The organism is Pseudomonas sp. NY15372 (assembly GCF_048068215.1).
GTDB lineage: Bacteria > Pseudomonadota > Gammaproteobacteria > Pseudomonadales > Pseudomonadaceae > Aquipseudomonas > Aquipseudomonas guariconensis_A.
Genome location: NZ_JBLUPY010000031.1, coordinates 1 through 20663, shown reverse-complemented (window position 1 = coordinate 20663; position 20663 = coordinate 1). Strand labels below are relative to the sequence as shown.

General features: G+C 65.4%; 15 protein-coding genes. 10 read left to right on the top strand and 5 right to left on the bottom strand.

Annotated elements, in window-relative coordinates:
• The first annotated feature begins 252 nt into the window (after nucleotides 1-252).
• The 8 genes from ACNFG0_RS17995 (at nucleotide 253) to csrA (ending at nucleotide 10195) form a co-directional block, all read left to right on the top strand.
• On the top strand, nucleotides 253-1464 hold the full coding sequence (locus ACNFG0_RS17995; protein ID WP_416765889.1) for a hypothetical protein: 1212 nt from the start codon (nucleotides 253-255) through the stop codon (nucleotides 1462-1464).
• A 163-nt stretch (nucleotides 1465-1627) separates the two neighbouring features.
• On the top strand, nucleotides 1628-2110 hold the full coding sequence (locus ACNFG0_RS17990; RefSeq protein ID WP_416765888.1) for a CS1 type fimbrial major subunit: 483 nt from the start codon (nucleotides 1628-1630) through the stop codon (nucleotides 2108-2110).
• 99 nt (nucleotides 2111-2209) lie between these two features.
• Entirely contained in the window at nucleotides 2210-4711 is a 2502-nt protein-coding gene (locus ACNFG0_RS17985) for a TcfC E-set like domain-containing protein (RefSeq protein WP_416765886.1), read from the top strand.
• Between the two features lie 162 nt (nucleotides 4712-4873).
• Nucleotides 4874-5608, top strand: coding sequence for a molecular chaperone (locus ACNFG0_RS17980; protein WP_196156415.1), 735 nt, complete (start codon nucleotides 4874-4876; stop codon nucleotides 5606-5608).
• 33 nt (nucleotides 5609-5641) lie between these two features.
• A complete protein-coding gene (locus ACNFG0_RS17975) occupies nucleotides 5642-6265 on the top strand; it encodes a response regulator transcription factor (protein WP_196156414.1) in 624 nt (207 codons plus the stop codon).
• Between the two features lie 14 nt (nucleotides 6266-6279).
• Complete coding sequence (locus ACNFG0_RS17970; RefSeq protein ID WP_416765883.1) at nucleotides 6280-9468, top strand: transporter substrate-binding domain-containing protein; 3189 nt, start codon at nucleotides 6280-6282, stop codon at nucleotides 9466-9468.
• A 100-nt stretch (nucleotides 9469-9568) separates the two neighbouring features.
• A complete protein-coding gene (locus ACNFG0_RS17965; protein WP_416765882.1) occupies nucleotides 9569-9901 on the top strand; it encodes a YnfA family protein in 333 nt (110 codons plus the stop codon).
• Between the two features lie 117 nt (nucleotides 9902-10018).
• Entirely contained in the window at nucleotides 10019-10195 is a 177-nt protein-coding gene (csrA, locus tag ACNFG0_RS17960; RefSeq protein ID WP_416765881.1) for a carbon storage regulator CsrA, read from the top strand.
• A gap of 11 nt (nucleotides 10196-10206) precedes the next feature.
• On the opposite strand, the gene ACNFG0_RS17955 is transcribed toward csrA, so the two are convergent.
• The 5 genes from ACNFG0_RS17955 to mnmC form a co-directional block, all read right to left on the bottom strand.
• Complete coding sequence (locus ACNFG0_RS17955; RefSeq protein ID WP_196156410.1) at nucleotides 10207-10434, bottom strand: YheU family protein; 228 nt, start codon at nucleotides 10432-10434, stop codon at nucleotides 10207-10209.
• A 160-nt stretch (nucleotides 10435-10594) separates the two neighbouring features.
• Nucleotides 10595-11776: an osmoprotectant NAGGN system M42 family peptidase gene (locus ACNFG0_RS17950; RefSeq protein ID WP_416765879.1), complete on the bottom strand. Its 1182-nt coding sequence runs from the start codon at nucleotides 11774-11776 to the stop codon at nucleotides 10595-10597.
• A gap of 134 nt (nucleotides 11777-11910) precedes the next feature.
• Complete coding sequence (gene ngg, locus ACNFG0_RS17945) at nucleotides 11911-13653, bottom strand: N-acetylglutaminylglutamine synthetase (RefSeq protein ID WP_196146091.1); 1743 nt, start codon at nucleotides 13651-13653, stop codon at nucleotides 11911-11913.
• 3 nt (nucleotides 13654-13656) lie between these two features.
• Nucleotides 13657-15444, bottom strand: a complete 1788-nt coding sequence (locus ACNFG0_RS17940; RefSeq protein ID WP_416765877.1) for an N-acetylglutaminylglutamine amidotransferase — start codon at nucleotides 15442-15444, stop codon at nucleotides 13657-13659.
• 239 nt (nucleotides 15445-15683) lie between these two features.
• The gene (mnmC, locus tag ACNFG0_RS17935; protein WP_416765875.1) at nucleotides 15684-17660 is read right to left on the bottom strand and encodes a bifunctional tRNA (5-methylaminomethyl-2-thiouridine)(34)-methyltransferase MnmD/FAD-dependent 5-carboxymethylaminomethyl-2-thiouridine(34) oxidoreductase MnmC; all 1977 of its coding nucleotides are present in this window, start codon (nucleotides 17658-17660) and stop codon (nucleotides 15684-15686) included.
• A gap of 181 nt (nucleotides 17661-17841) precedes the next feature.
• Between mnmC and pap the strand changes: the two genes are divergently transcribed.
• Nucleotides 17842-19335: a polyphosphate:AMP phosphotransferase gene (gene pap / locus ACNFG0_RS17930; protein ID WP_416765873.1), complete on the top strand. Its 1494-nt coding sequence runs from the start codon at nucleotides 17842-17844 to the stop codon at nucleotides 19333-19335.
• 283 nt (nucleotides 19336-19618) lie between these two features.
• Entirely contained in the window at nucleotides 19619-20581 is a 963-nt protein-coding gene (locus ACNFG0_RS17925) for a DMT family transporter (RefSeq protein WP_196146095.1), read from the top strand.
• The last annotated feature ends 82 nt before the right edge of the window (nucleotides 20582-20663 follow it).

Sequence of the window (20663 nt, the reverse complement as noted above, 5' to 3'; positions counted from 1 at the left end):
AAAACGCCGGGGCCGCTGTGCGGTCTCGGCGTTGATGACCTGATTTTCAACCTGTCAAGGGCAGGTCACGGTCGTGTTCGATGTTTCGATCTGTTGATGGATGGCTAGATCGCCATAGCCTGTAGCGTGCCGTAGCGCTTTAGGAAATTTCGACAAATTCCCAAGAATTATCTGATTTAAATTCGCTTGCCTAGCCCTCACGCTTGGCCATTTGGCATGAATCGACATGCCTGAAGCTACGTGGGGACAACAATGAAAACCATGAAATTCCACTCGGCTCGCCCCCCGTCGGCAGTGGCGGGCGGGCGTCGGGCGCTGCTGTGGTTGCGCGGCCTGCTGATGCTGCTGCTGATAGGTGCACCAGGGCTTGCCCAGGCTGCGCAAGTGCATATCAAGGCAACCTACCTCAATGGTCAGTTGCAGATCCAATCCCAGTCGGCACCCTACTGCACGACATGGCCCGAGCTATGCCGTTCAGTCCATACCCTGCCACTGCCGTTCACCTACACCAAGCACTTCGACCCCAACGGTGCACAGACCGATCGGCTCTTTCTCAAGGTTCCGCGATCATGGGCGGGAACGCTGACCAGCGACGCGGGCAATACCTATCCTTTCGATTTCAAATTCCAGGCCTTCGGCCTGATGGTGCGTTCGGCCTATTCAAAGTACAACCCGGTCAGTTTCCCTTTTTACGGCAACTGTTCGGTGCTTCGCCGTCGCCTTCCGCCTGTGGATGGCGACTGGGGCGCGATCGCGCTGCAGTTCAACGGCTCTGGATGGCCGTGTTATTCGGATCGCAGTGCGTTCAACAGCTACTACAACGTCTATGTAAAGGAAATGGGGGCTGCCTACCTGCTGGGGTTGCCTTCACTGAGCAGCATGAAGCCCGGACGCTACAGCGGCATGCTGTCGTTGCGCGTCGGTGAGGGCGGCGACCTCGACCTAGGGCGGCGGCTGAAGGATCTCAACGACACGGTGCTGGACATTTCGATCGAGCTGACGGTCAGTCGCGACATCAGCGTTGAATTCCCCCCAGGGTCCGAGCGGGCGATATTGGAGCCGGTGGGCGGTTGGCAGATCTGGTCGGGCGGCAAGCCGCCCAAGCAGCTGGTGCGCGACCTGCCGTTCCGCATCTCGATCGATGGCCCCTTTGGTGTCTATCTCAAATGCCAATACACCACGGCCGTAGACCGCTGTGGCCTGCGCAACCCGCGCGGCGATGAAGTGCCGGTGTCCACGCGTTTGACCTTGCGCAGCGCCACCTCCGGGGGCAGCAGCGCCGTCAAGGTCCCGCTGCCGACCTCCGAGCACGACAAGCGCGTGCTGACGCCCTTGCAGCCATTGCTCAACCAGCCTGGCACGCTGCACTTCAGTGTGGAAAGCGAGGAGATCAAGCGCATGCTCGAAAACCCAGGTAGTACCTATCAGGGGCAGGTCACCGTGGTGTTCGATGCCTGGATCTGAACGGCCGGTTGTAGGAGCGGGCTTTGGGAAATTTCAACAAGTCGCTCGGAGCGGTCCTGTATTTCCTGGATTGGGTATGGCGAATAATTCTCTGGTCGGCGGCGAAAAGCCTGCTTGACACTTTTTTGCTGACGTTGTCGGCCTTTTTCAAGGAGATTGATTCGTGAAAGCAGTTTATTTAGCCATTCCCTTCCTTGCGCTCACCGCAGGCGCTGCCGTTGCCAATGACACGATCGAGAAACAGGTCGTGGTGACCGCCACGGTCCCGACCGACAAGTTCTACGTTGAACCTGTAGGCGGTAACTGGATGAACGAACCGCAGGACATGGCCTGGAACTCTTTTCAGGGCACCCTTGAGCCGATTCGCAAGCAACTTCAGGCCAAAAGCACGCTAGGGCCGATCAGTGCGCACCTGCTGTACCCGGCCCAGATTTCCAGCGGCGTGGACGCTATCCCGTTGAACGTGAAGGTGGGCACCACCTTGCTCTCTACCACCTCTACCGAAGTGATCGGCAAAGACCAGGCCGGCGCCGGTGTCGTGGTCGACTTCGAAGTGGCAGCCGCGCCCCTGGCTGGCGGCGGTGACTACAAGCCCGGCAACTACCAGGGCCTGGTCAGCATGATGTTCGAAACTCCGGCGCCTTGATCGAAAAACCCTACGCAGTATTTCCCTTCGTAATCCGCTCCTCCTCGCTCTCGGGTTTCGCCCCGAGGGTGGGGCAGGGCATTGCCTGCAGACAGGGTCATGGTCGTTTTTCCAACTTTCACGTACATGCGCGCCTGCCTGGCGTTCATGCTGGTATTTGGGTTGTCGCCGGCCTGGGCCTCTGCGAGCACTGAGGTAATGGGGTCGCTGATCCCGACCGAGGGCTTGCCAAAAGAGTTCGAAGCCCACTTCTTCGATGTGCCCCTGGCGGTGCGTGTGGACCTGGACGGTCGCTACCTGGGGGACGCGATGGTAGTGCTTGGCCGTGACGGGCAGGTGCAACTGCTCGAGTTCACCGATGCTCAGGACAGCCGCGAGTCGGCCGCCGTGCGGCGTCGCTGGCAGGAGCGCCTGGAAAAGGGAAGGCCGTTGGGTGAGTGCCAGAGCGACTGCATGGACGGGCTGCGTGCGATCCACTACAGCCTGGTCAATTCCCAGCTTTCGCTGTTGACCGATCATGCCGAGAACGAAGCCGTTGCCCAGCGCTATCACGCGCTCCCCGAGCAGGGCAGCTATGGCCTGCTGATGCGCAACCAGCTCAACCTGGTGAACAGCGGCAACGATACCAGTGGTGCCTACTTCCTCCAGGGCCAGGGCAGCCTGGGCAACTGGACGACCCTCGCCGATGCGCGGTTCGACCGTTCCGGCGACAGCCAGGCGACCACCCGCTATCGCATGGAGCAGCTCTATGCCGAGCGCCTGTACGATGAGCACTTTTTCCGCCTGGGGTATTTCACCCCGGGCGCCCAGGGGCTGACCCGCCAGCCTCGATACATGGGCAGCAGTGCGGGCAGCACCTTGGGGCTGATGTTCGGCAGCAGCGACAGCCTGCTGGTGGACAACGGCCAGGCCAGTTCCACACCGGTCTATGTCACGCCCAACCGCCCTGGCCTGGTGGAGATCTACCGCAACGGTGTGCTGATCAACAGCCAGGCGGTGCAGCCCGGGCTGCAAGCCCTCGATACCCGTGTGCTTCCCGGCGGAATCTACGAGGTCGAAGTGCGCCTGCTCGAAGACGGCCAGGAAACATCGCGCAGCCAGGCCTTCATCTACAAGCCGAGCAACTGGAGCAACCTGGAGAACCGCTGGCGCTACAACGTCTTCCTGGGCCAGCAGCAAACCTTGCTGGGCAACTGGGAAGACGCCTATGACGGTACGCTCAGCGCCGGTGTCCTGGCCAACTACCTGTTGCATCCCCGTGCCGTGGTGGGCATGTCCGTCCAGCAGGTCAACGATGCGACCCAGTACGGCACTTCGCTGGACTGGGACGTGCTCGACCGCCTGAAGGTCTACGGCAACCTGTACCGCGCCGAGGGCCAGGGCGATGGCTTCGACGTCCAGGTGATCCACAACCATGACCTCGGGTCGCTGGTCTTGAGCCACAGCCGCTCCTGGCTCGATGACAACCGCTTCGCCGGCAGCCATCGCGGCACGCGCGAAACCAGCCAGACCTCGGTGATGCTCAACCATCGGCTCGATACCCGCAGCAGCGCGACCTTGCGGCTGTCGCACGACAGCGGTACGAGTGATGGCCTGGGCGTGGACCTGGGCTGGTCGTATTACGGCAAGCTTTTTGGGTCCGACACCAGCTGGCGTGTATCGCTGTTCGACCGCCCGGGTTCAGGCAGCAGCGGCGATGCACGCAGCCGTGGGGTCAACGTCGCCATGAGCATGAGCCTGGGCAAGCCCGGCCAGCGCATCTATGCGAGCCTGGGCAGCCGCACCTCGCGTGACGGTGGTCGAGATCAGAACGCCTCGCTGGGCTACCAGCAGGACGTCGACCTGGGGCCGGTCCGTAGCCTGGGCGCCAACGCCACGGTCGACCGTTACGGCGTGGGCCTCGGCGGGAACGCACAATTCGAAAACCAGCTGCTGCACGGCGATGCCTATGTCCAGAGCTCTTCGTACAACAGCGAGGTCTCAGGTGGCCTCAACCTGCAGAGCATTGTTGCCCTGGGCGGCGGCAAGCTGGCCATGACCGGGCAGTACTTGCCCCATGAGGCGGGCTTGATCGTCGATGTCGACAGCGACATGCAAGGGCTGCAGTTGCGTGCCGATGATCAGTCAGGCCTGAGCGCCACTTTGCGCCCTGGACGCAACATCATCCCGGTCAGTGCCTACAAGGCGGGCTATGTGCAGTTCGATTTCGATGGCGATCGCGACCCGGCGGCGGTGATCCAGCCTTCGAGCCTGGACTACCACCTCAACCGTGGTGGTGTGGAGTATCGCCAGTTGCGGGTAATGCGCACCGTCACCGTGCTGGGGCGCCTGCTCGATCGCCAGGGGCAGGTCCTGTCGGGCGCTTTGGTGATCAACCACGCCAGCCGCAGCGTCAGCGAAGCAGGCGGGCACTTTGCGGTGGAGATGAGCGAGTCCACCCCCACGCTGGAAATACGCCAGCAAGGCAAGACCCTCTGCTTGCTGTCACTGGACCCGGCGCGCCTCGAGCGTGAGGGCGATGTGCTGCTGGCAGGCGATGTGACCTGTCAACCGGGCGGGTTGGCCCAGGCTCAGGCGACGCGGTCTGCAGAGCGGTCGTGAGCCATGGCGGTTCCCGTTGCATTTGGCAACAGTGGCTCAGGTGTCTTTAGGAATTTTCCTAGTTTTTGTTGGGAGGTGTCTGACTTCCAGCGCTCGGAAAACCAGCCGAACATGAGCTGGGTGATATTGATTGGCTATTACGGATGATCGCGAGGATATGCAATGAACCCTTGGAAATCCCTGTGTCTGGCACTGTTGCTGGCACCCCTGACGCTCCAGGCGGCGCCTGAGCTGAACGTCGGAGCACTGTACGACTACCTGGGCGAGGACAAGAGCACGGTGCTCAAGCGCGTGCGCAATGGCGGCGATACCACCGCGTTCGTCAAGATCTCGCTGGTCGAGCTGGTGTACGACGAGAACGGCGTCGCCCGCGAAGTCGACCTCGAAGGGCTGCCACTGGAGCAACGTGGCCTGGTGGCCAGCCCGGCGCGCCTGATCGTGCCGGCCCGCGGCATGCAGGCCGTGCGCTTGCTGTACCGTGGCAAGCGCGACCGGGAGCGCTACTTCCGTCTGCGTTTCATCCCGGTACTTCCCGAGCAGGGCGATGGCTTCGCCGTCAGTGAAAAAGAGGCCAAGGACTACCGCGAGTCCCTCACCGCCGGGGTCAACCTGCTCGCGGGCTACGGCACCTTGTTGTTCGTGCGCCCCACCGGCACCCAGTTCAAGACCCCCGTGCGCGAGGAAGGCGGGCGCGTGGTGGTGACCAACCAGGGCAACGCCACGGTGGTGCTCGACCAACTGCGCCTATGCGCGGCAGACGGCCAGGACTGCTCCAACGCCACCAAGCAGCACCTGCTGCCAGGGCGCACCCAGGCGCTCGATGGGCAGCCGGGGCGCCATTACCGCTTCGAGCTCCAGGAAGGTGACCAGCGCCAGGAAATGGCTTTCAACGGTTGAGCCTGGAGCCTGACCAGTAAAGGACGACACACCATGAAAGTTCTTGTCGTGGATGATCACCCCTTCATCCGCTCCAGTGTCTGCATGCAGCTGTGCCATGACGGCCATGAGGTAGTGGGGCAAACGGACAACGGCATCGATGCCGTGCGCCTGGCCCGGGAATGCATACCGGACCTGGTGCTGCTCGATATCATCCTGCCTGGCCTGGACGGCTTGCAGGTGCTGGCCCGGACCCGCGAGATACAGCCGCCGCCGAAGGTGCTGGTGCTGACCTCGCAGACCGCCGATTTCTTCTCGCTGCGCTGCCTGAAGGCCGGGGCCTCGGGATTTTTATGCAAGAGCGATGACCTGGGCGAGCTGAGCAAGGCCGTGCGCGCCCTGCGCTCGGGCTACAGCTATTTCCCGGATGTCTCGCTCAGTTCGGTGAAGCACGAGGACCTCGCCTTCAGCGAGCCCCAGCGCCTGGCCATGCTCAGCAACCGGGAGATCATCATCCTCCAACACCTGGCCCGGGGCCTGTCCAACAAGGCCATCGGTGAAAAGATGCTGTTGAGCAACAAGACGGTCAGTACCTACAAAGGTCGCCTGCTGGAAAAACTCCGGGTGGGTTCATTGATCGAACTAGCGGACCTCGCTCGCCGCAACCTGATGATCTAGACCTTCCCGTGCTCATGCGTTTCTTGCTTGCGGCGGTGCTGTATGGCGCCGTTGCGGCGCAGGTCCTGGGTGCCCCGCGACTTTATCCACCTGACTGGCCAGGGGCTGCTCATCCGGAACTCGACGACAGGCAGCTACGTTGGCTGTGGGCGCATCGCCAGCTGCGCCTGGGGGCGATCGACCGGGAAAACCCGCCGTTCGACATCCTCGGTACGGGCCTGTCCTTCGAAGGCATCACGGCCGACTACGCTGGGCTGCTGGCCAAGCACTTGCGCCTGCAACTGGAGATAGAGCTCTTCGCCTCCTACGAGGAGGCCATCGCGGCGTTACGTGACGGGCGGATCGACCTGCTCGGTTCGGTGACGTCTCGGCAGGCCCTGGAGGCTGGTCTGCGGCTGTCGCGCCCCTATGCCGAGGATGAGCCCCTGCTGCTCCAGGCCGACAGGCCCGGGGCCTCGGTGGACGCCCGCCAGCCCGTGCGCCTGGCGATACTCGACGGTTACCGCTCGCTGGAACAGATCCGCGCGCATTATCCGCAGGCCCAGGTGCAGTCGTATCCGGCACCGGCCAGTGCCCTGGCAGCCCTGACGTTGAACCAGGCCGACCTGTTCCTCGGCAATGCCCAGGGCATCCGCTATGTTCTGGGGCGAAACCAGTCGGGCGGTTGGACGGAGGTTGGCCGTGCCGGCTTGCCGACCCAGCAGATCGGCTTTGCCATGGCCGATGACGGCAGCCCGCTGAGGGAGCTGGTCGACGTCGTGCTGGGCAGCCTCAGCACCGCCCAGCACGAGCAGGTCGGCAAGCGCTGGCGCTCCATCGTGACGCAAACCCATGTCTCCCCGCCATTGCAATTGACCGAGGACGAGAAACGCTGGCTGCACGACAACCCCAGGGTCACCGTGCTGCTGGACGAGCAGTTGCTGCCGTTGAGCTATCGCGATGGCAATGGGCAGTGGCGCGGCTTGAGCCTGGACATCCTGCAATTGATCAGCCGGCGGACCACCCTGCATTTCGACGTGCGCAGCGGCGGTACCCTCGAGCGGATGATCGAGCAGCTGCGCACTGGCCAGGCGCAACTGATCGGTGGGCTCCCCGACAGCCCGTCACGCCGGCGCACCCTGGACTTCAGCCGCGCCTACCTCAGTGCCTCTCGGGTGCTGGTGACCCGTGACGAGGCCAGGGCGCCCACGGACCTTGCGCAACTGGACGGCCAATCGGTGGCGGTGGTGGCTGACAGCCTGTCGCTGAATGATGTGCGCCTGCGCTATCCGAAGATTCGTGCGCGGCCGGTGGACGGCCCGCTGCAGGCCCTGCGCGCCGTGGCGCGCGGGCAGGTCGAGGCAGCGATACTGACCTTCGACGATGCCCGGCCGATGATTGCCCGCTGGTACCCCGGGCGCCTGAAGATCAGTGCCAGCCTGGCCCTGGCGCCGGTGCATTTCGCCTTCGCCAGCGTCCGTGGGGCGACGGAGCTGCAGGGCATCATCAACAAGGCCTTGTTGACCTTGGCCCCGCAGGAAATCGACAACCTGGTGCGGCGCTGGCGCAACCCGATGATCGTTGCCGACGGCGTGTGGCCGCGCTACAAGGCCAGGATCCTGCTGGGGTTCGCCGCCGTGCTGTTGCTGTTGGCCCTGACCTTGCTCTGGGTGCGCTACCTGCGCCGGCTGCAACTGAAGCTGCGCCGGGCCACGCGCAAGGCCGAGCAGGCGAACCAGGCCAAGACCGATTTCCTGGCGACCATGAGCCATGAAATCCGCACCCCCTTGCATGCGGTCCAGGGCATGCTCGAACTGGCCCAGCGCAAGGCTGCCCAAGGCGTGCTCGACCGCCTGGCCATCGACGTGGCCAGCGATGCCGCCCATGGCTTGCTGGAGCTGATCGGCGACATCCTCGACATTACCCGTATCGAGGCAGGGCACCTGCACCTGGCGCCGGAACGGGTAGGCCTGCATGAACAGGTCACCCGGGTCGTGCAGTTGTTCGAGCAGCAGGCCAATGCCAAGGGTATTGCCTTGCAGCTTCAGGTCCGGGGCGAAGTGGAGGCACGGGTGATGCTCGACCCGTTGCGCTTCAAGCAGGTGCTGGCGAACCTGCTGAGTAACGCCATCAAGTTCACCCGCCAAGGGCATGTCCGGGTGTGCCTGGATGCCCAGCGACGCGGCGCACGGCTGAGCGTGGAGCTGAAGGTCGAGGATACCGGGATCGGCATCGCCGCCTCGGAACTGCACGCGCTGGGCCAGCTGTTCCGCCAGGCCAGCAACCAACGCCAGTCGCCCCGTAGCAGTGCCGGCCTTGGGCTGGGCATCAGCCGCAGCCTGTGCGAGATGATGGGGGGAAGCCTGCAACTGCACAGCGTGCTCGGCAAAGGCACCCAGGTCCATGTACGGCTGGACCTGGCATTGGCCCCGGACGAGGAACCCTTCGTGCCGCCCCCGGTACCGCTGCAGGCGGCCCGCCAGGCCCGCCTGCGTGTACTGGTGGCCGACGACTATCCGGCCAATCGGCTGTTGCTCGCGCAGCAGCTCGATTTCCTCGGCCACCAGGCCCGGGTCGCCGAGGATGGTTCCCAGGCGCTGCGCCTGTGGCTCAAGGAGCACTTCGACGTGGTGATCAGCGATTGCAACATGCCACGGCTCAACGGTTATGCCCTGTCCCGGGCGATTCGCGAACACGAGCGGCGCAGCGGTCGGCCACCCTGCCGGCTGGTGGGCCTGACGGCCAGCGCGCAGGAGCGAGAGCGCCGGCGTTGTCGTGCAGCGGGAATGGACGATTGCCTGTTCAAGCCGCTGGGGCTGGACAGCCTTACCCAGGCGCTGGCCAATTGCGAACAGCGCGCAGCGGACCCGGAACCGCCCATGTTCGACCTGACCCACCTCGAATACCTGGTCGGTCGTGACAACGCCGCGCTCAAGGCCCTGCTGTGTGACCTGCGCAGCAGCAACCGGGACGATCTCGAGCGGCTGGAGGCGCTCAACGACGATCCTGCGGGCTTGGCGGATCTGGCGCACAGGGTCAAGGGCGGCGCCCGGATCGCCCGCGCCACCCGCCTGCTGGACCTGTGCGAAAAGCTCGAAGCCACCTGCGCGGCCAGGCCCGTGGTGCAGGTGAACCTGCGCCAGGACGTGCAGGCGCTGCGCCAGGCGATGTTGCGCCTGGAGCAGCAACTGGAGCGTGAAGCCACCCACGGTGGCCTGGGTTGAGCTTCGGTCATCGCACGGGAGGGCGAACTGGCAGGATGTTCGCTGTAGAGCGTGCAGCGCTCGGTTATGCTGGCCGTCTTTTCATCGGCGAGGGCTGGGTGTGGTCAATTATCTGTGGTTCTTCATGGCCGCGTTGTTCGAAATCGGCGGGTGCTACGCGTTCTACCTGTGGCTGCGCCTAGGCAAGAGCGCCTGGTGGGTGGTGCCGGCGCTGCTCAGTCTGACCGTCTTCGGCCTGATCCTCACCCGCGTCGAGGCGGCCTACGCCGGTCGCGCCTATGCCGCCTACGGGGGGATCTACATCGTTTCCTCGTTGCTCTGGCTGGCCCTGGTCGAGCGTGCCCGCCCCCTGGGCAGCGACTGGGTCGGGGCCCTGCTGTGCGTACTGGGAGCGACCGTCATCGTGTTCGGACCCCGCCTGCAACAGGGCTGAACTTACAGGAAAAGTTACCGATGCCTGTAGGAAGCATCTAATTGCCGGTCGATGCATTGTGCGGCCGAATGTACCGCAGGCAGTCTCTGGTTTTCCGTTGGTTTGGAGGCACAGAGCATGTTGGTGATCGGACGCGAAATCGGGCAGGTGATCATGATCCGGGACGATATCCACATCAAGGTGGTGTCGGTCCGTGACGGCGCGGTGCGCTTCGGTATCAGCGCGCCGCGGAATGTGCAGGTGCACCGGGAGGAGGTGTACCGGCGAATCAAGGCCAAACAGACCAAAGGCTGATGGCGGTGTAGCTACTCGAGCAACTCGCGCGGCACTTCATGCTTGGCCAGCAGTTGGCACTGTTGGCTTTCCAGGTCGAAGAGGATGAACGCCTGCCCCTTGGCCAATGCCTGGCGCACCCGCAGTACGCGGGTTTCCAGGGGCGTATCGTCGCCATTGTCGGTGCCGTCGCGGGTGACGAAGTCTTCGATCAGGCGGGTGAGGGTGTCGGCTTCGAGTTGGTCGTAGGGGATCAGCATGATTCACGGTCTTGGCTGGAAGAGGGCATGCTCCCACAGATTGACGCAAAGCTGTAGCGGGGTTGTTTTATGACGGGGTAAAGGATCGCCTCAGTTGCTTCGGCGCCAGTGTTATGGCGGCCCGCCCCCCCCGGGGGCGATATCACACGCCGCCACCATCTCAAGGCCTCCCCACCAGGGTGTCCACCGGCGGCACCCGTGTTTCGCTTTCCATCTGCGCTTCATGCTCCAACTGATGGCTGAAGCGCTCCAGGGAGGTATTGGCCGGGTGCGAGTCGCTGGCGAACACCGGTGGGCTGAGCAGGTAGCTGGCCAACAGCTTGCTCAGGGCGGCCAGGCTGTCGATATGGGTACGCTCGTAGCCATGGGTGGCATCGCAGCCGAAGGCCACCAACGCGGTGCGGATATCGTGGCCTGCGGTCACGGCCGAGTGGGCATCGCTGAAGTAGTAGCGGAACAGGTCGCGGCGTACCGGCAGGTCATGGTCGCCGGCCAATTTCAGCAGATGGCGCGAAAGGTGATAGTCGTAGGGCCCGGAGGAATCCTGCATGGCCACGCTCACCGCATGTTCGCTGGACGCCTGCCCTGGCGCCACCGGCGCGATGTCGATACCCACGAATTCGCTGACATCCCACGGCAGCGCCCCGGCGGCGCCGGAGCCGGTTTCCTCGGTGATGGTGAACAGTGGGTGGCAGTCGATCAGCGGCTGGCGGCCGCTTTCCACCACGGCCTTGAGCGCCGCCAGCAGCGCCGCCACGCCGGCCTTGTCGTCCAGGTGGCGGGCGCTGATGTGGCCGCTTTCGGTGAACTCCGGCAGCGGGTCGAAGGCCACGAAATCACCGATGGCCAGCCCCAGGGCTTCGCAGTCGGCGCGGGTGGCGCAATAGGCGTCCAGGCGCACCTCCACGTGTTCCCAACTGACGGGCATCTGGTCGATGGCGGTGTTGTAGGCGTGCCCGCTGGCCATCAGCGGCAACACGCTGCCGCGGAACACGCCGGTGTCGGTGAACACGCTCACCCGGCTGCCCTCGGCGAAGCGGCTGGACCAGCAGCCCACCGGCGCCAAGGCCAGGCGGCCGTTGTCCAGTAATTGGCGCACGCTGGCGCCGATGGTGTCGACATGCGCCGAGACGGCGCGGTCCGGAGAATTCTGCCGGCCTTTGAGGGTGGCGCGGATGGTGCCGCGGCGGGTCAGCTCGAACGGGATGCCCAGCTCCTCCAGGCGTTCGGCCACGTAGCGCACGATGGTGTCGGTAAAGCCGGTGGGGCTCGGGATGGCGAGCATTTCCAGCAGCACGCGCTTGAGGTAGTCGAGATCGGGTTCGGGATGTCGGTCGGACATGTCCTGGCCTCCGTTCTGGGTCAATGAATGTATTGGCATGGCCTCGAGGGCCCAATCGCCGGCAAGCCGGCTCCCACCTGTCCTGCGCTGTCTTGCACAGTTTGCGATCCCTGTGGGAGCCGGTACGGCGTCGCTCAGGCCAGCGCCCGGCTATGGGGAAACAGCAGGTCGATGAAGCGCTCGGCCGTGGGTTGCGGTTCGTGGTTGGCCAGGCCGACTCGCTCGTTGGCCTCGATGATCACGTAATCTGGGTGCTCGGCATCGCGCACCATCAGGTCCAGGCCGACCACCGGGATATCCAGCGCCCTGGCTGCGCGCACCGCTGCATCGGCGAGTACCGGGTGCAACCGCTCGGTGACGTCTTCCAGGGTGCCGCCGGTATGCAGGTTGGCCGTGCGGCGCACCGCCAGGCGCTGCCCGGCCGGCAGTACGCTGTCGTACGCCAGCCCCGCAGCGCGCAGGGTGCGCTCGGTTTCCTCATCCAGCGGGATACGGCTTTCGCCACCCGTGGCGGCCTGGCGCCGGCGGCTCTGGGCCTCGATCAGCGCCTTGATGCTGTGCTCGCCATCGCCCACCACCTGGGCGGGGTGACGGATCGCCGCGGCCACCACCTCGAAGCCGATGACCACGATGCGCAGGTCCAGCCCTGGGTGGAAGCTTTCCAGCAGCACCCGGCTGTCGAAGCGCCGGGCCTGTTCGATCGCCTGGCTGATCTCTTCATGGGTGGTCAGGTTGACCGCCACACCCTGGCCTTGTTCGCCGTCGACCGGCTTGACTACCACCGCGCCGTGCTCTTCGAGAAATGCCAGGTTATCGTCGGCATTGCCGGCCAGCTGCTGCACCGGCACCCTCAGCCCGGCGTTGTGCAGGGCATGCTGGGTGAGGCGCTTGTCCTGGCACAGGGTCATGGTCACGGCGCTGGTCAGGTCGCTCAGCGATTCGCGGCAGCGCACCCGTCGCCCGCCCAGGCTGAGGGTGAACAGGCCCGCGGCGGCGTCGTCCACCTGCACCTCGATGCCACGCCGCAAGGCCTCGTCGACGATGATACGGGCATAAGGGTTGAGCTCGGCTTCTGGCCCTGGGCCGAGAAACAGCTGCTGGTTGATGCCGTTCTTGCGCTTGACGGCGAAGGTGGGCAGGTTGCGAAAGCCCAGCTTCTTGTACAGGCGCTTGGCCTGGCGGTTGTCGTGCAGCACCGACAGGTCCAGGTAGGCCAAGCCACGGCTCATGAAGTGCTCGACCAGATGGCGCACCAGCACCTCGCCGACGCCTGGCCGGCTGCATTGCGGGTCCACCGCCAGGCACCACAGGCTGCTGCCATGCTCAGGGTCGTCGAAGGCCTTGCTGTGGTTCAGGCCCATGACACTGCCGATCACTGCGTTGGTGTCTTCGTCCTCGGCCAGCCAGTACACCGGGCCACCCAGGTGGTGGGGCGTGAGCAGCTCAGGGTTGACTGGCAGCATGCCGCGGGCCTGGTACAGGGCGTTGATCGCCTGCCAGTCGGCCTCGGCCTGGGCGCGGCGGATACGAAAGCCGCGGAACACCCGTTGCGCCGGGCGGTAGTCGGTGAACCACAGGCGCAAGGTGTCCGAGGGGTCGAGGAACAGCTGCTGCGGCGCCTGGGCCAACAACTGTTGTGGCGCGGCCACGTAAAGGGCGATATCCCGCTCGCCGGGGCACTCGTCCAACAGCGCCTCGGCCAGCACCGCCGGGTCCGGGTAGGTGTGGCCGATCAGCAGGCGGCCCCAGCCGCAGTGCACGGCGCGCGGCTGGTCGTGGGGTTCGCTGCCGTCGCCTGCCAGGCGGGCCTGCAGGCGCTCGTAGGAAGGCGCTTGTCCACGTAGCAGGCGTTGGCCATAGGCTGTTTGGGCTTTCATCGGTCAGATTCCTTGTTCGCTGAGCCACAGGTTCAGGGCTGCCAGCTGCCACAGCTTGGAGCCGCGCAGCGGCGTCAGCTGGCCATGGGGGTTGCTCAGCAGGCGGTCGAGCATCGCCGGGTTGAACAGGCCGCGGTCTTGGCTCGGGTCGGTCAGCAGTTCGCGCACCCAGTCCAGGGTGGCGCCTTGCAGGTGCTTGAGGCCGGGCACCGGGAAGTAGCCCTTCTTGCGGTCGATCACCTCATGGGGGATGACCCGCCGTGCCGCGGCCTTGAGCACCTGCTTGCCGCCGTCGGGCAACTTGAAGCGCGCCGGGATGCGTGCCGACAGTTCCACCAGGCGGTAGTCCAGGAACGGCGTACGCGCTTCCAGGCCCCAGGCCATGGTCATGTTGTCGACGCGCTTGACCGGGTCGTCCACCAGCATCACCGTGCTGTCCAGGCGCAGCGCCTTGTCCACCGCCTCGCCGGCGCCGGGGCGGGCGAAGTGCTCGCGGACGAACTCGCCGGCCACGTCGGTCTCCAACAGCCAGGGGGCCTGGACGGTGTCGCGGTATTCGGCGTGGCTGCGGTCGAAGAAGGCGTCGCGGTAGGCGCTGTAGGCATCCTCGGCGCCATCGACCTGCGGGTACCAGTGGTAGCCGGCGAACAGCTCGTCGGCACCCTGGCCGCTCTGCACGCCCTTGCAGTGCTTGGCCACTTCCCGCGAGAGCAGGTAGAAGGCGATGCAGTCGTGGCTGACCATCGGCTCGCTCATGGCGCGGAACGCCGCCGGCAGCTGTTCGATGATCTCGCGCTCGTCGATGCGCAGTTGGTGGTGGCGGGTGCCGTAGTGGCGGGCGATCAGGTCCGAATACTGGAACTCGTCGCCGCGCTCGCCGCCGGCATCCTCGAAGCCGATGGAGAAGGTCGAGAGGTCGTCCACGCCTACGTCACGCAGCAGGCCTACCAGTAGGCTCGAGTCGACGCCGCCGGAGAGCAGCACGCCGACGTCCACTGCGGCCCGTTGGCGAATGGCCACGGCGTCGCGGGTGGCGTCGAGCACGCGGGTGGTCCAGTCGTCCAGGCCTAGCTGTTGTTCGTCGGGGTGTGGGCCGTAGTGCAGTTGCCACCAGGTTTCGCGCTGCACCTCGCCATGGCGATCGATGCGCATCCAGGTGCCTGGCTCGAGCTTCTGCACGTTGGCCAGCAGGGTGCGCGGTGCGGGGACCACGGCATGGAAATTGAGGTAGTGGTTGAGCGCTACCGGGTCGATCACCGGGTCGATGTCGCCGCCCTTGAGCAAGGCCGGCAGGCTCGAGGCGAAGCGCAGGCGCTCGCCGTTGCGCGACAGGTACAGCGGCTTGACCCCGAGGCGGTCGCGGGCCAGGAACAGGCGCTGGTTGTCGCGCTCCCAGATGGCCAGGGCGAACATGCCGTTGAGCTTGGGCAGCAGCGCCGCACCCCAGGCGTGATAGCCCTTGAGCAGCACTTCGGTGTCGCCGTCGGAGAAGAAGTTGTAGCCCAGGCCCTGCAACTCTTCGCGCAGCTCGGGGAAGTTGTAGATGGCGCCGTTGAAGGCCAGCGACAGGCCCAGGGTGTTGTCGATCATCGGCTGGGCCGAGCCGTCGGACAGGTCCATGATCTTCAAGCGTCGATGGCCGAGGGCGATCGGGCCCTGGCTATGAAAACCCCAGGCGTCGGGGCCACGGGGCGCCAGGTGGTGGGTGATGCGCTCCACCGCGGCGAGGTCCGCCGGGCGAGGGGCTTGGTTGATGGGGGTGAAACGTAACTCTCCTGCTAATCCGCACATAGGTCCTTACCGGTTTTGCCGTTGGGGAATATGTGCCCCCGAAATGAGGCACATAAGGAACTGACCCATGGGGTTTGCGAGAGTTTTAGATCGATCTGTTATATAGGCGTGGCAATGCTGGCCCAATCGCGGGGCAAGCCCGCTCCCACAGGGGCTGTTGCAGTCGAAAGACCTGTGGGAGAACGAGTGGCAAGCGCTGACCTCTGTGGGAGCGGGCTCGCCCCGCGATTGGGCCTGGATTATTTACCGCGAATCAACCGGCGCAGCGCAAACCGGTTCGGATGGCATGCTTCTGCCACCGCACGGGGCACCGGCAGTGGTTCGCCACACACCCAGGCCGCCACCAATTCCCCGCATAGGGGCGCGGTAATCAGGCCCCGTGAGCCATGCCCGCTGTTCACATACAAACCGTCGAGCCACGGGCAAGGGGTGTCTGGCACCTGCCGGGCATCCTTGGCCAGCACCGCATACGCCTCGGCGAACGCCTGAGCATCGGCCACCGGCCCGACGATCGGCAGGTAGTCGGGGCTGGTGCAGCGAAATGCCGCCCGGCCCTGCAACTGCTCAGGGTCAAGCGCGGCGGTGTGCAGCCGCTGGGCCAGGTCCGTGGAGATCTCCTCCAGCAAGGCCAGGTTGCCCTGGTGTTCGGCGCTGGTCGGGGTCAGGTCGTCGTTATGGAAGTCGAAGCTTGCACCCAGCGTGTGCTCATCGCCCCGAGGCGGTGCCACGTAGCCCTCTGCGCAGACCACGGTGCGCAACGCCCGGCTGGCCTCGGTGGCCGGCAGGCGGGTGATCTGCCCGCGAATACGCTTGAGCGGCAGCGCGGCGCAGGCGTCGAAGCGGCGTACCTCGGCGGCGCCGGCCAGTACCACCACGGGCGCGCTGGCCAGCAGCCGTTCGCCGTCCCAGGCCTGCCACTGGTCGTCGGCCTTGCGCAGCTCGATCACCTCATGATGCGCCAGCAAACGGATGTTCGAATGGTGCAACTGCGCCTGGCACAAGGCGGGTGGATGCACCCAGCCACCTTCGGGATAGAACAGCCCACCGGCCGGCAACGCCACGCCGGCGACAGCTTCTGCCTGGGCCTGGTCGAGCACTTGCAGCAGGCTGCTGTCGAAGGCTTCGGCCAGCTTGGCCTGGCGCTGGGCTTCCTGGTCGTCGAAGGCCAGCTGCAGCACGCCGCAGGCGTCCCAGGCCTGGCCGGGTTGCAGGCGTTGCAGCCAGCGCCGGGTGTAGCCGAAGCCGGCGAGGATCATCTGCGACAGCGCCGTGCCATGGGCCGAGAGCTTCAGGTACAGCACGCCCTGAGGGTTGCCCGAGGCTTCACGGGCCGGGGCGTCGTGGCGCTCCAGCACGCTGACCTGCCAGCCACGGGTGGCCAGGCTCGTGGCGGTGGCGCTACCGGCCAGGCCCGCGCCGATCACCAAGGCATGACGTGGGCCTTGGGGCAGGGCGGGGCGGGCATACCAGGGCGCGATGCCCGGTGGCAGCGGTTGCTCGGCCGGCCAACCCTGGAACTCGCCGTGCATCACCTCCCACTTCTTGCCGATACCGGGCACCTTGCGCATGGCAAAGCCTGCGGCGATCAGGCCCCGGCGCACCCAACCGGTGGTGGTGAAGGTGGCGAGGGTGGTGCTTGGCCGCGAAAGCCGGGCCAACTGCGTGAACAGCTCCGGCGTCCACATGTCGGGGTTCTTCGCCGGGGCGAAGCCGTCGAGGAACCAGGCATCGATCGGGGCGTCGAGCTGGGGCAACTGTTCGAGCACGTCGCCCACCAGCAGGGTAAGGGTGACGCGGCCGCCGTCGAAGGTGAACTGTTGGAAGCCCCCATGTACCGCCACGTATTGCTCCAGCAGCGGTTGCCAATAGGGCGCGAGGTCCGGCCATAGCTGCACGGCGCGGGCAAGGTCCTCGCGGGTCAGCGGGTATTTCTCGACGCTGACGAACTGCAGGCGCGCTTCGGGGTGGGCCTGTTCGGCGAACAGCTGCCAGGCGCAATAGAAGTTCATGCCGGTGCCAAAACCCGTTTCGCCGATCACCAGGCAGGCGTTGGGCGCCAGGTCGGCGAAGCGCTCGCGCAGGCGGTTCTGTTCGAGGAAGACATGCTCGGTCTCTGCCACGCCTTCGTTCTTCGAGAAGTAGACGTCGTCGTATTGGCGCGAATGGGGGCGGCCTTGGTCGTCCCAGTCGATCTGGGCGTGGGTGGTGGCAGGCATGGGTGGCTCGGGTTGCGGTGAAAGGCGGCGATTTTAAGGCATCTGTCGGTTTTTCGCTGGCTGTACCGGCCCAATCGCCGGCAAGCCGGCTCCCACAGAGATCCACCCGCTGCGATCGGGGCCTGAAGCCTGGCGCGCAATCCGCTAGTCTTGCTTATCCATTGAAGGAGCAAGGCCACCCATGTTCGAATCCGCCGAAATAGGACACAGCATCGACAAGGACGCGTACGAAGCTGAAGTGCCCGCATTGCGCGAGGCGCTGCTCGAGGCCCAGTACGAACTCAAGCAGCAGGCGCGCTTCCCGGTGATCGTGCTGATCAACGGCATCGAGGGTGCCGGCAAGGGCGAGACGGTCAAGTTGCTCAACGAATGGATGGACCCGCGCCTGATCGAGGTGCGCACCTTCGACCAGCAGACCGACGAAGAACTGGCCCGACCACCGGCCTGGCGCTACTGGCGGGCCCTGCCGCCGAAAGGGCGGATGGGCGTGTTCTTCGGCAACTGGTACAGCCAGATGCTCCAGGGACGGGTGCACGGCCTGTTCAAGGACGCCGTGCTCGACCAGGCCATCACCGGTGCCGAGCGCCTGGAGCAGATGCTCTGCGACGAAGGCGCGCTGATCATCAAGTTCTGGTTCCACCTGTCCAAGAAACAGATGAAGGCCCGGCTCAAGGCGCTCAAGGACGACCCGTTGCACAGCTGGCGCATCAGCTCGCTGGACTGGCAGCAGTCGCAAACCTACGACCGTTTCGTGCGTTTCGGCGAGCGTGTGCTGCGCCGCACCAGCCGTGACTATGCGCCCTGGCACGTGATCGAGGGGGCCGACCCGTACTACCGCAGCCTGGCGGTGGGGCGCATTCTGCTGGAGAGCCTGCAGGCCGCGCTGGCCAGCGCGCCGAGCGCCAAGCACCAGGGCAACGTCGCCCCGTTGGGCCGCAGCATCGACCAGAAGAGCCTGCTCGGTGCCCTGGACCTGAGCCGGCGCCTGGACAAGGCCGACTACCAGGAGCAACTGGTGACCGAGCAGGCGCGCCTGGCCGGCCTGCTACGTCACAAACAGATGCGCCGGCATGCCCTGGTGGCGGTGTTCGAGGGCAACGACGCGGCCGGCAAGGGCGGGGCGATCCGCCGCGTGGCGGCTGCGCTCGACCCCCGCCAGTACCGCATCGTGCCGGTGGCCGCGCCCACCGAGGAGGAGCGCGCCCAGCCGTACCTGTGGCGTTTCTGGCGACATATCCCGGCGCGCGGCAAGTTCACCATCTTCGACCGTTCGTGGTATGGCCGGGTGCTGGTGGAGCGGGTCGAGGGGTTCTGCACCCCGGCCGACTGGATGCGCGCCTATGGCGAGATCAACGACTTCGAGGAACAGCTGACCCGTGCCGGTGTGGTGGTGGTCAAGTTCTGGCTGGCGATCGACCCGCAGACCCAGCTGGAGCGCTTCGAGGAGCGCGAACAGATCCCCTTCAAGCGCTACAAGATCACCGAGGAAGACTGGCGCAACCGCGACAAGTGGGATGTGTATGCCGAGGCGGTGGGGGACATGGTCGATCGGACCAGCACCGAGATCGCACCCTGGACATTGGTGGAAGCCAATGACAAGCGCTGGGCACGGGTGAAGGTGCTCAGAACGATCAACGAGGCGCTGGAGGCGGCGTTCGCGAAAAACAAGAAGTGAAGCGTTGACTGTGCTGAGCTCTGTGGGAGCGGGCTTGTCCCGCGATTAGGCCGGGCCCGATATCACCGTCGCCTGGCAAGGGCTTTGCCCTTGATCGCGGGACAAGTCGGACCGCCGCACCGCCGCTCCTACACGAGAATGCGCCGGTTTGACTGGGCCGGCACAGGCACCCATGCCTTCCGGGAATGACCAGATGAATTCTTTTCGCGCCACTTTCTCTCAGTGCGGCACTCCAAGCCCTTAGAATTTGCCCACCCTTTCCATGGGCTTGATCGAGGACGCTATGCACATTTCTTCCGGACGCTGGGTCTATGGCCTGTTCCTGGCACTTCTGACCGCGCTGCTCTGGGGCATCCTGCCGATCAAGCTCAAGCAGGTGTTGCAGGTCATGGACCCGGTGACCGTCACCTGGTACCGCCTGCTGGTGTCCGGCGGCCTACTGTTCGCCTGGCTCGCGGCCAACCGGCGCCTGCCGGCGTTCGACAAGCTGGGGCGCAAGGGTTATGGCCTGGTGGCGGTGGCCGTATGCGGTCTGGTGGGCAACTACGTGCTGTACCTGGTCGGGCTCAACCTGCTCAGCCCCGGGACCGCGCAACTGGTGGTACAGCTCGGCCCGGTATTGTTGCTGGTGGCCAGCGTGTTCGTGTTCAAGGAGCGCTTCAGCCTGGGGCAGGGCATGGGCTTGCTGGTACTGCTGGCCGGTTTCGGCCTGTTCTTCAACCAGCGCCTGGAAGAGCTGCTGACCTCGCTGGGCACCTACACCACCGGCGTGCTGACCATCATCCTGGCCACCAGCATCTGGGTGTTCTATGCCCTGAGCCAGAAGCAACTGCTGACGGTGTGGCATTCGCAGCAGGTGATGATGGTGATCTACCTGTGCTGCGCGGTGCTGCTCACTCCTTGGGTGCACCCGCTGGAAGCGTTGCAGTTGAGCCCGCTGCAGGGGTGGCTGTTGCTGGCATGCTGCCTCAATACCCTGGTGGCCTATGGCGCCTTCGCCGAGGCACTGGCCCATTGGGAGGCTTCGCGGGTGAGCGCGACCCTGGCGCTGACGCCACTGGTGACCTTCGTCGCGGTGGCTCTGGCGGCCTGGCTGTGGCCGGCGTACGTGCATGCCGAGGACATCAATGCCCTGGGGTATGTGGGAGCGGTGACGGTGGTGCTGGGTTCGGCGCTGGTGGCCCTGGGGCCCTCGCTGGTGGCCGGGTGGCGCGCCCGGCGGGCGCGGTTGGCCCGGGCTCATTGATAACCGGTACCGGGCCGAGACCCCGGCCGCCCCGGCCCCCCGCGGGGGGGGGGGGGCCCGCCCGGGGGGGGGCGCGCGGGCC

Excerpts from the sequence above, each read along its gene's own strand:
- ACNFG0_RS17995 (WP_416765889.1), top strand. The coding sequence starts at position 253 with ATGAAAACCATGAAATTCCACTCGGCTCGCCCCCCGTCGGCAGTGGCG.
- ACNFG0_RS17985 (WP_416765886.1), top strand. The coding sequence starts at position 2,210 with ATGGTCGTTTTTCCAACTTTCACGTACATGCGCGCCTGCCTGGCGTTC.
- ACNFG0_RS17980 (WP_196156415.1), top strand. The coding sequence starts at position 4,874 with ATGAACCCTTGGAAATCCCTGTGTCTGGCACTGTTGCTGGCACCCCTG.
- ACNFG0_RS17975 (WP_196156414.1), top strand. The coding sequence starts at position 5,642 with ATGAAAGTTCTTGTCGTGGATGATCACCCCTTCATCCGCTCCAGTGTC.
- ACNFG0_RS17970 (WP_416765883.1), top strand. The coding sequence starts at position 6,280 with ATGCGTTTCTTGCTTGCGGCGGTGCTGTATGGCGCCGTTGCGGCGCAG.
- csrA (WP_416765881.1), top strand. The coding sequence starts at position 10,019 with ATGTTGGTGATCGGACGCGAAATCGGGCAGGTGATCATGATCCGGGAC.
- ACNFG0_RS17955 (WP_196156410.1), bottom strand. The coding sequence starts at position 10,434 with ATGCTGATCCCCTACGACCAACTCGAAGCCGACACCCTCACCCGCCTG.
- ACNFG0_RS17950 (WP_416765879.1), bottom strand. The coding sequence starts at position 11,776 with ATGTCCGACCGACATCCCGAACCCGATCTCGACTACCTCAAGCGCGTG.
- ngg (WP_196146091.1), bottom strand. The coding sequence starts at position 13,653 with ATGAAAGCCCAAACAGCCTATGGCCAACGCCTGCTACGTGGACAAGCG.
- ACNFG0_RS17940 (WP_416765877.1), bottom strand. The coding sequence starts at position 15,444 with ATGTGCGGATTAGCAGGAGAGTTACGTTTCACCCCCATCAACCAAGCC.
- mnmC (WP_416765875.1), bottom strand. The coding sequence starts at position 17,660 with ATGCCTGCCACCACCCACGCCCAGATCGACTGGGACGACCAAGGCCGC.
- pap (WP_416765873.1), top strand. The coding sequence starts at position 17,842 with ATGTTCGAATCCGCCGAAATAGGACACAGCATCGACAAGGACGCGTAC.
- ACNFG0_RS17925 (WP_196146095.1), top strand. The coding sequence starts at position 19,619 with ATGCACATTTCTTCCGGACGCTGGGTCTATGGCCTGTTCCTGGCACTT.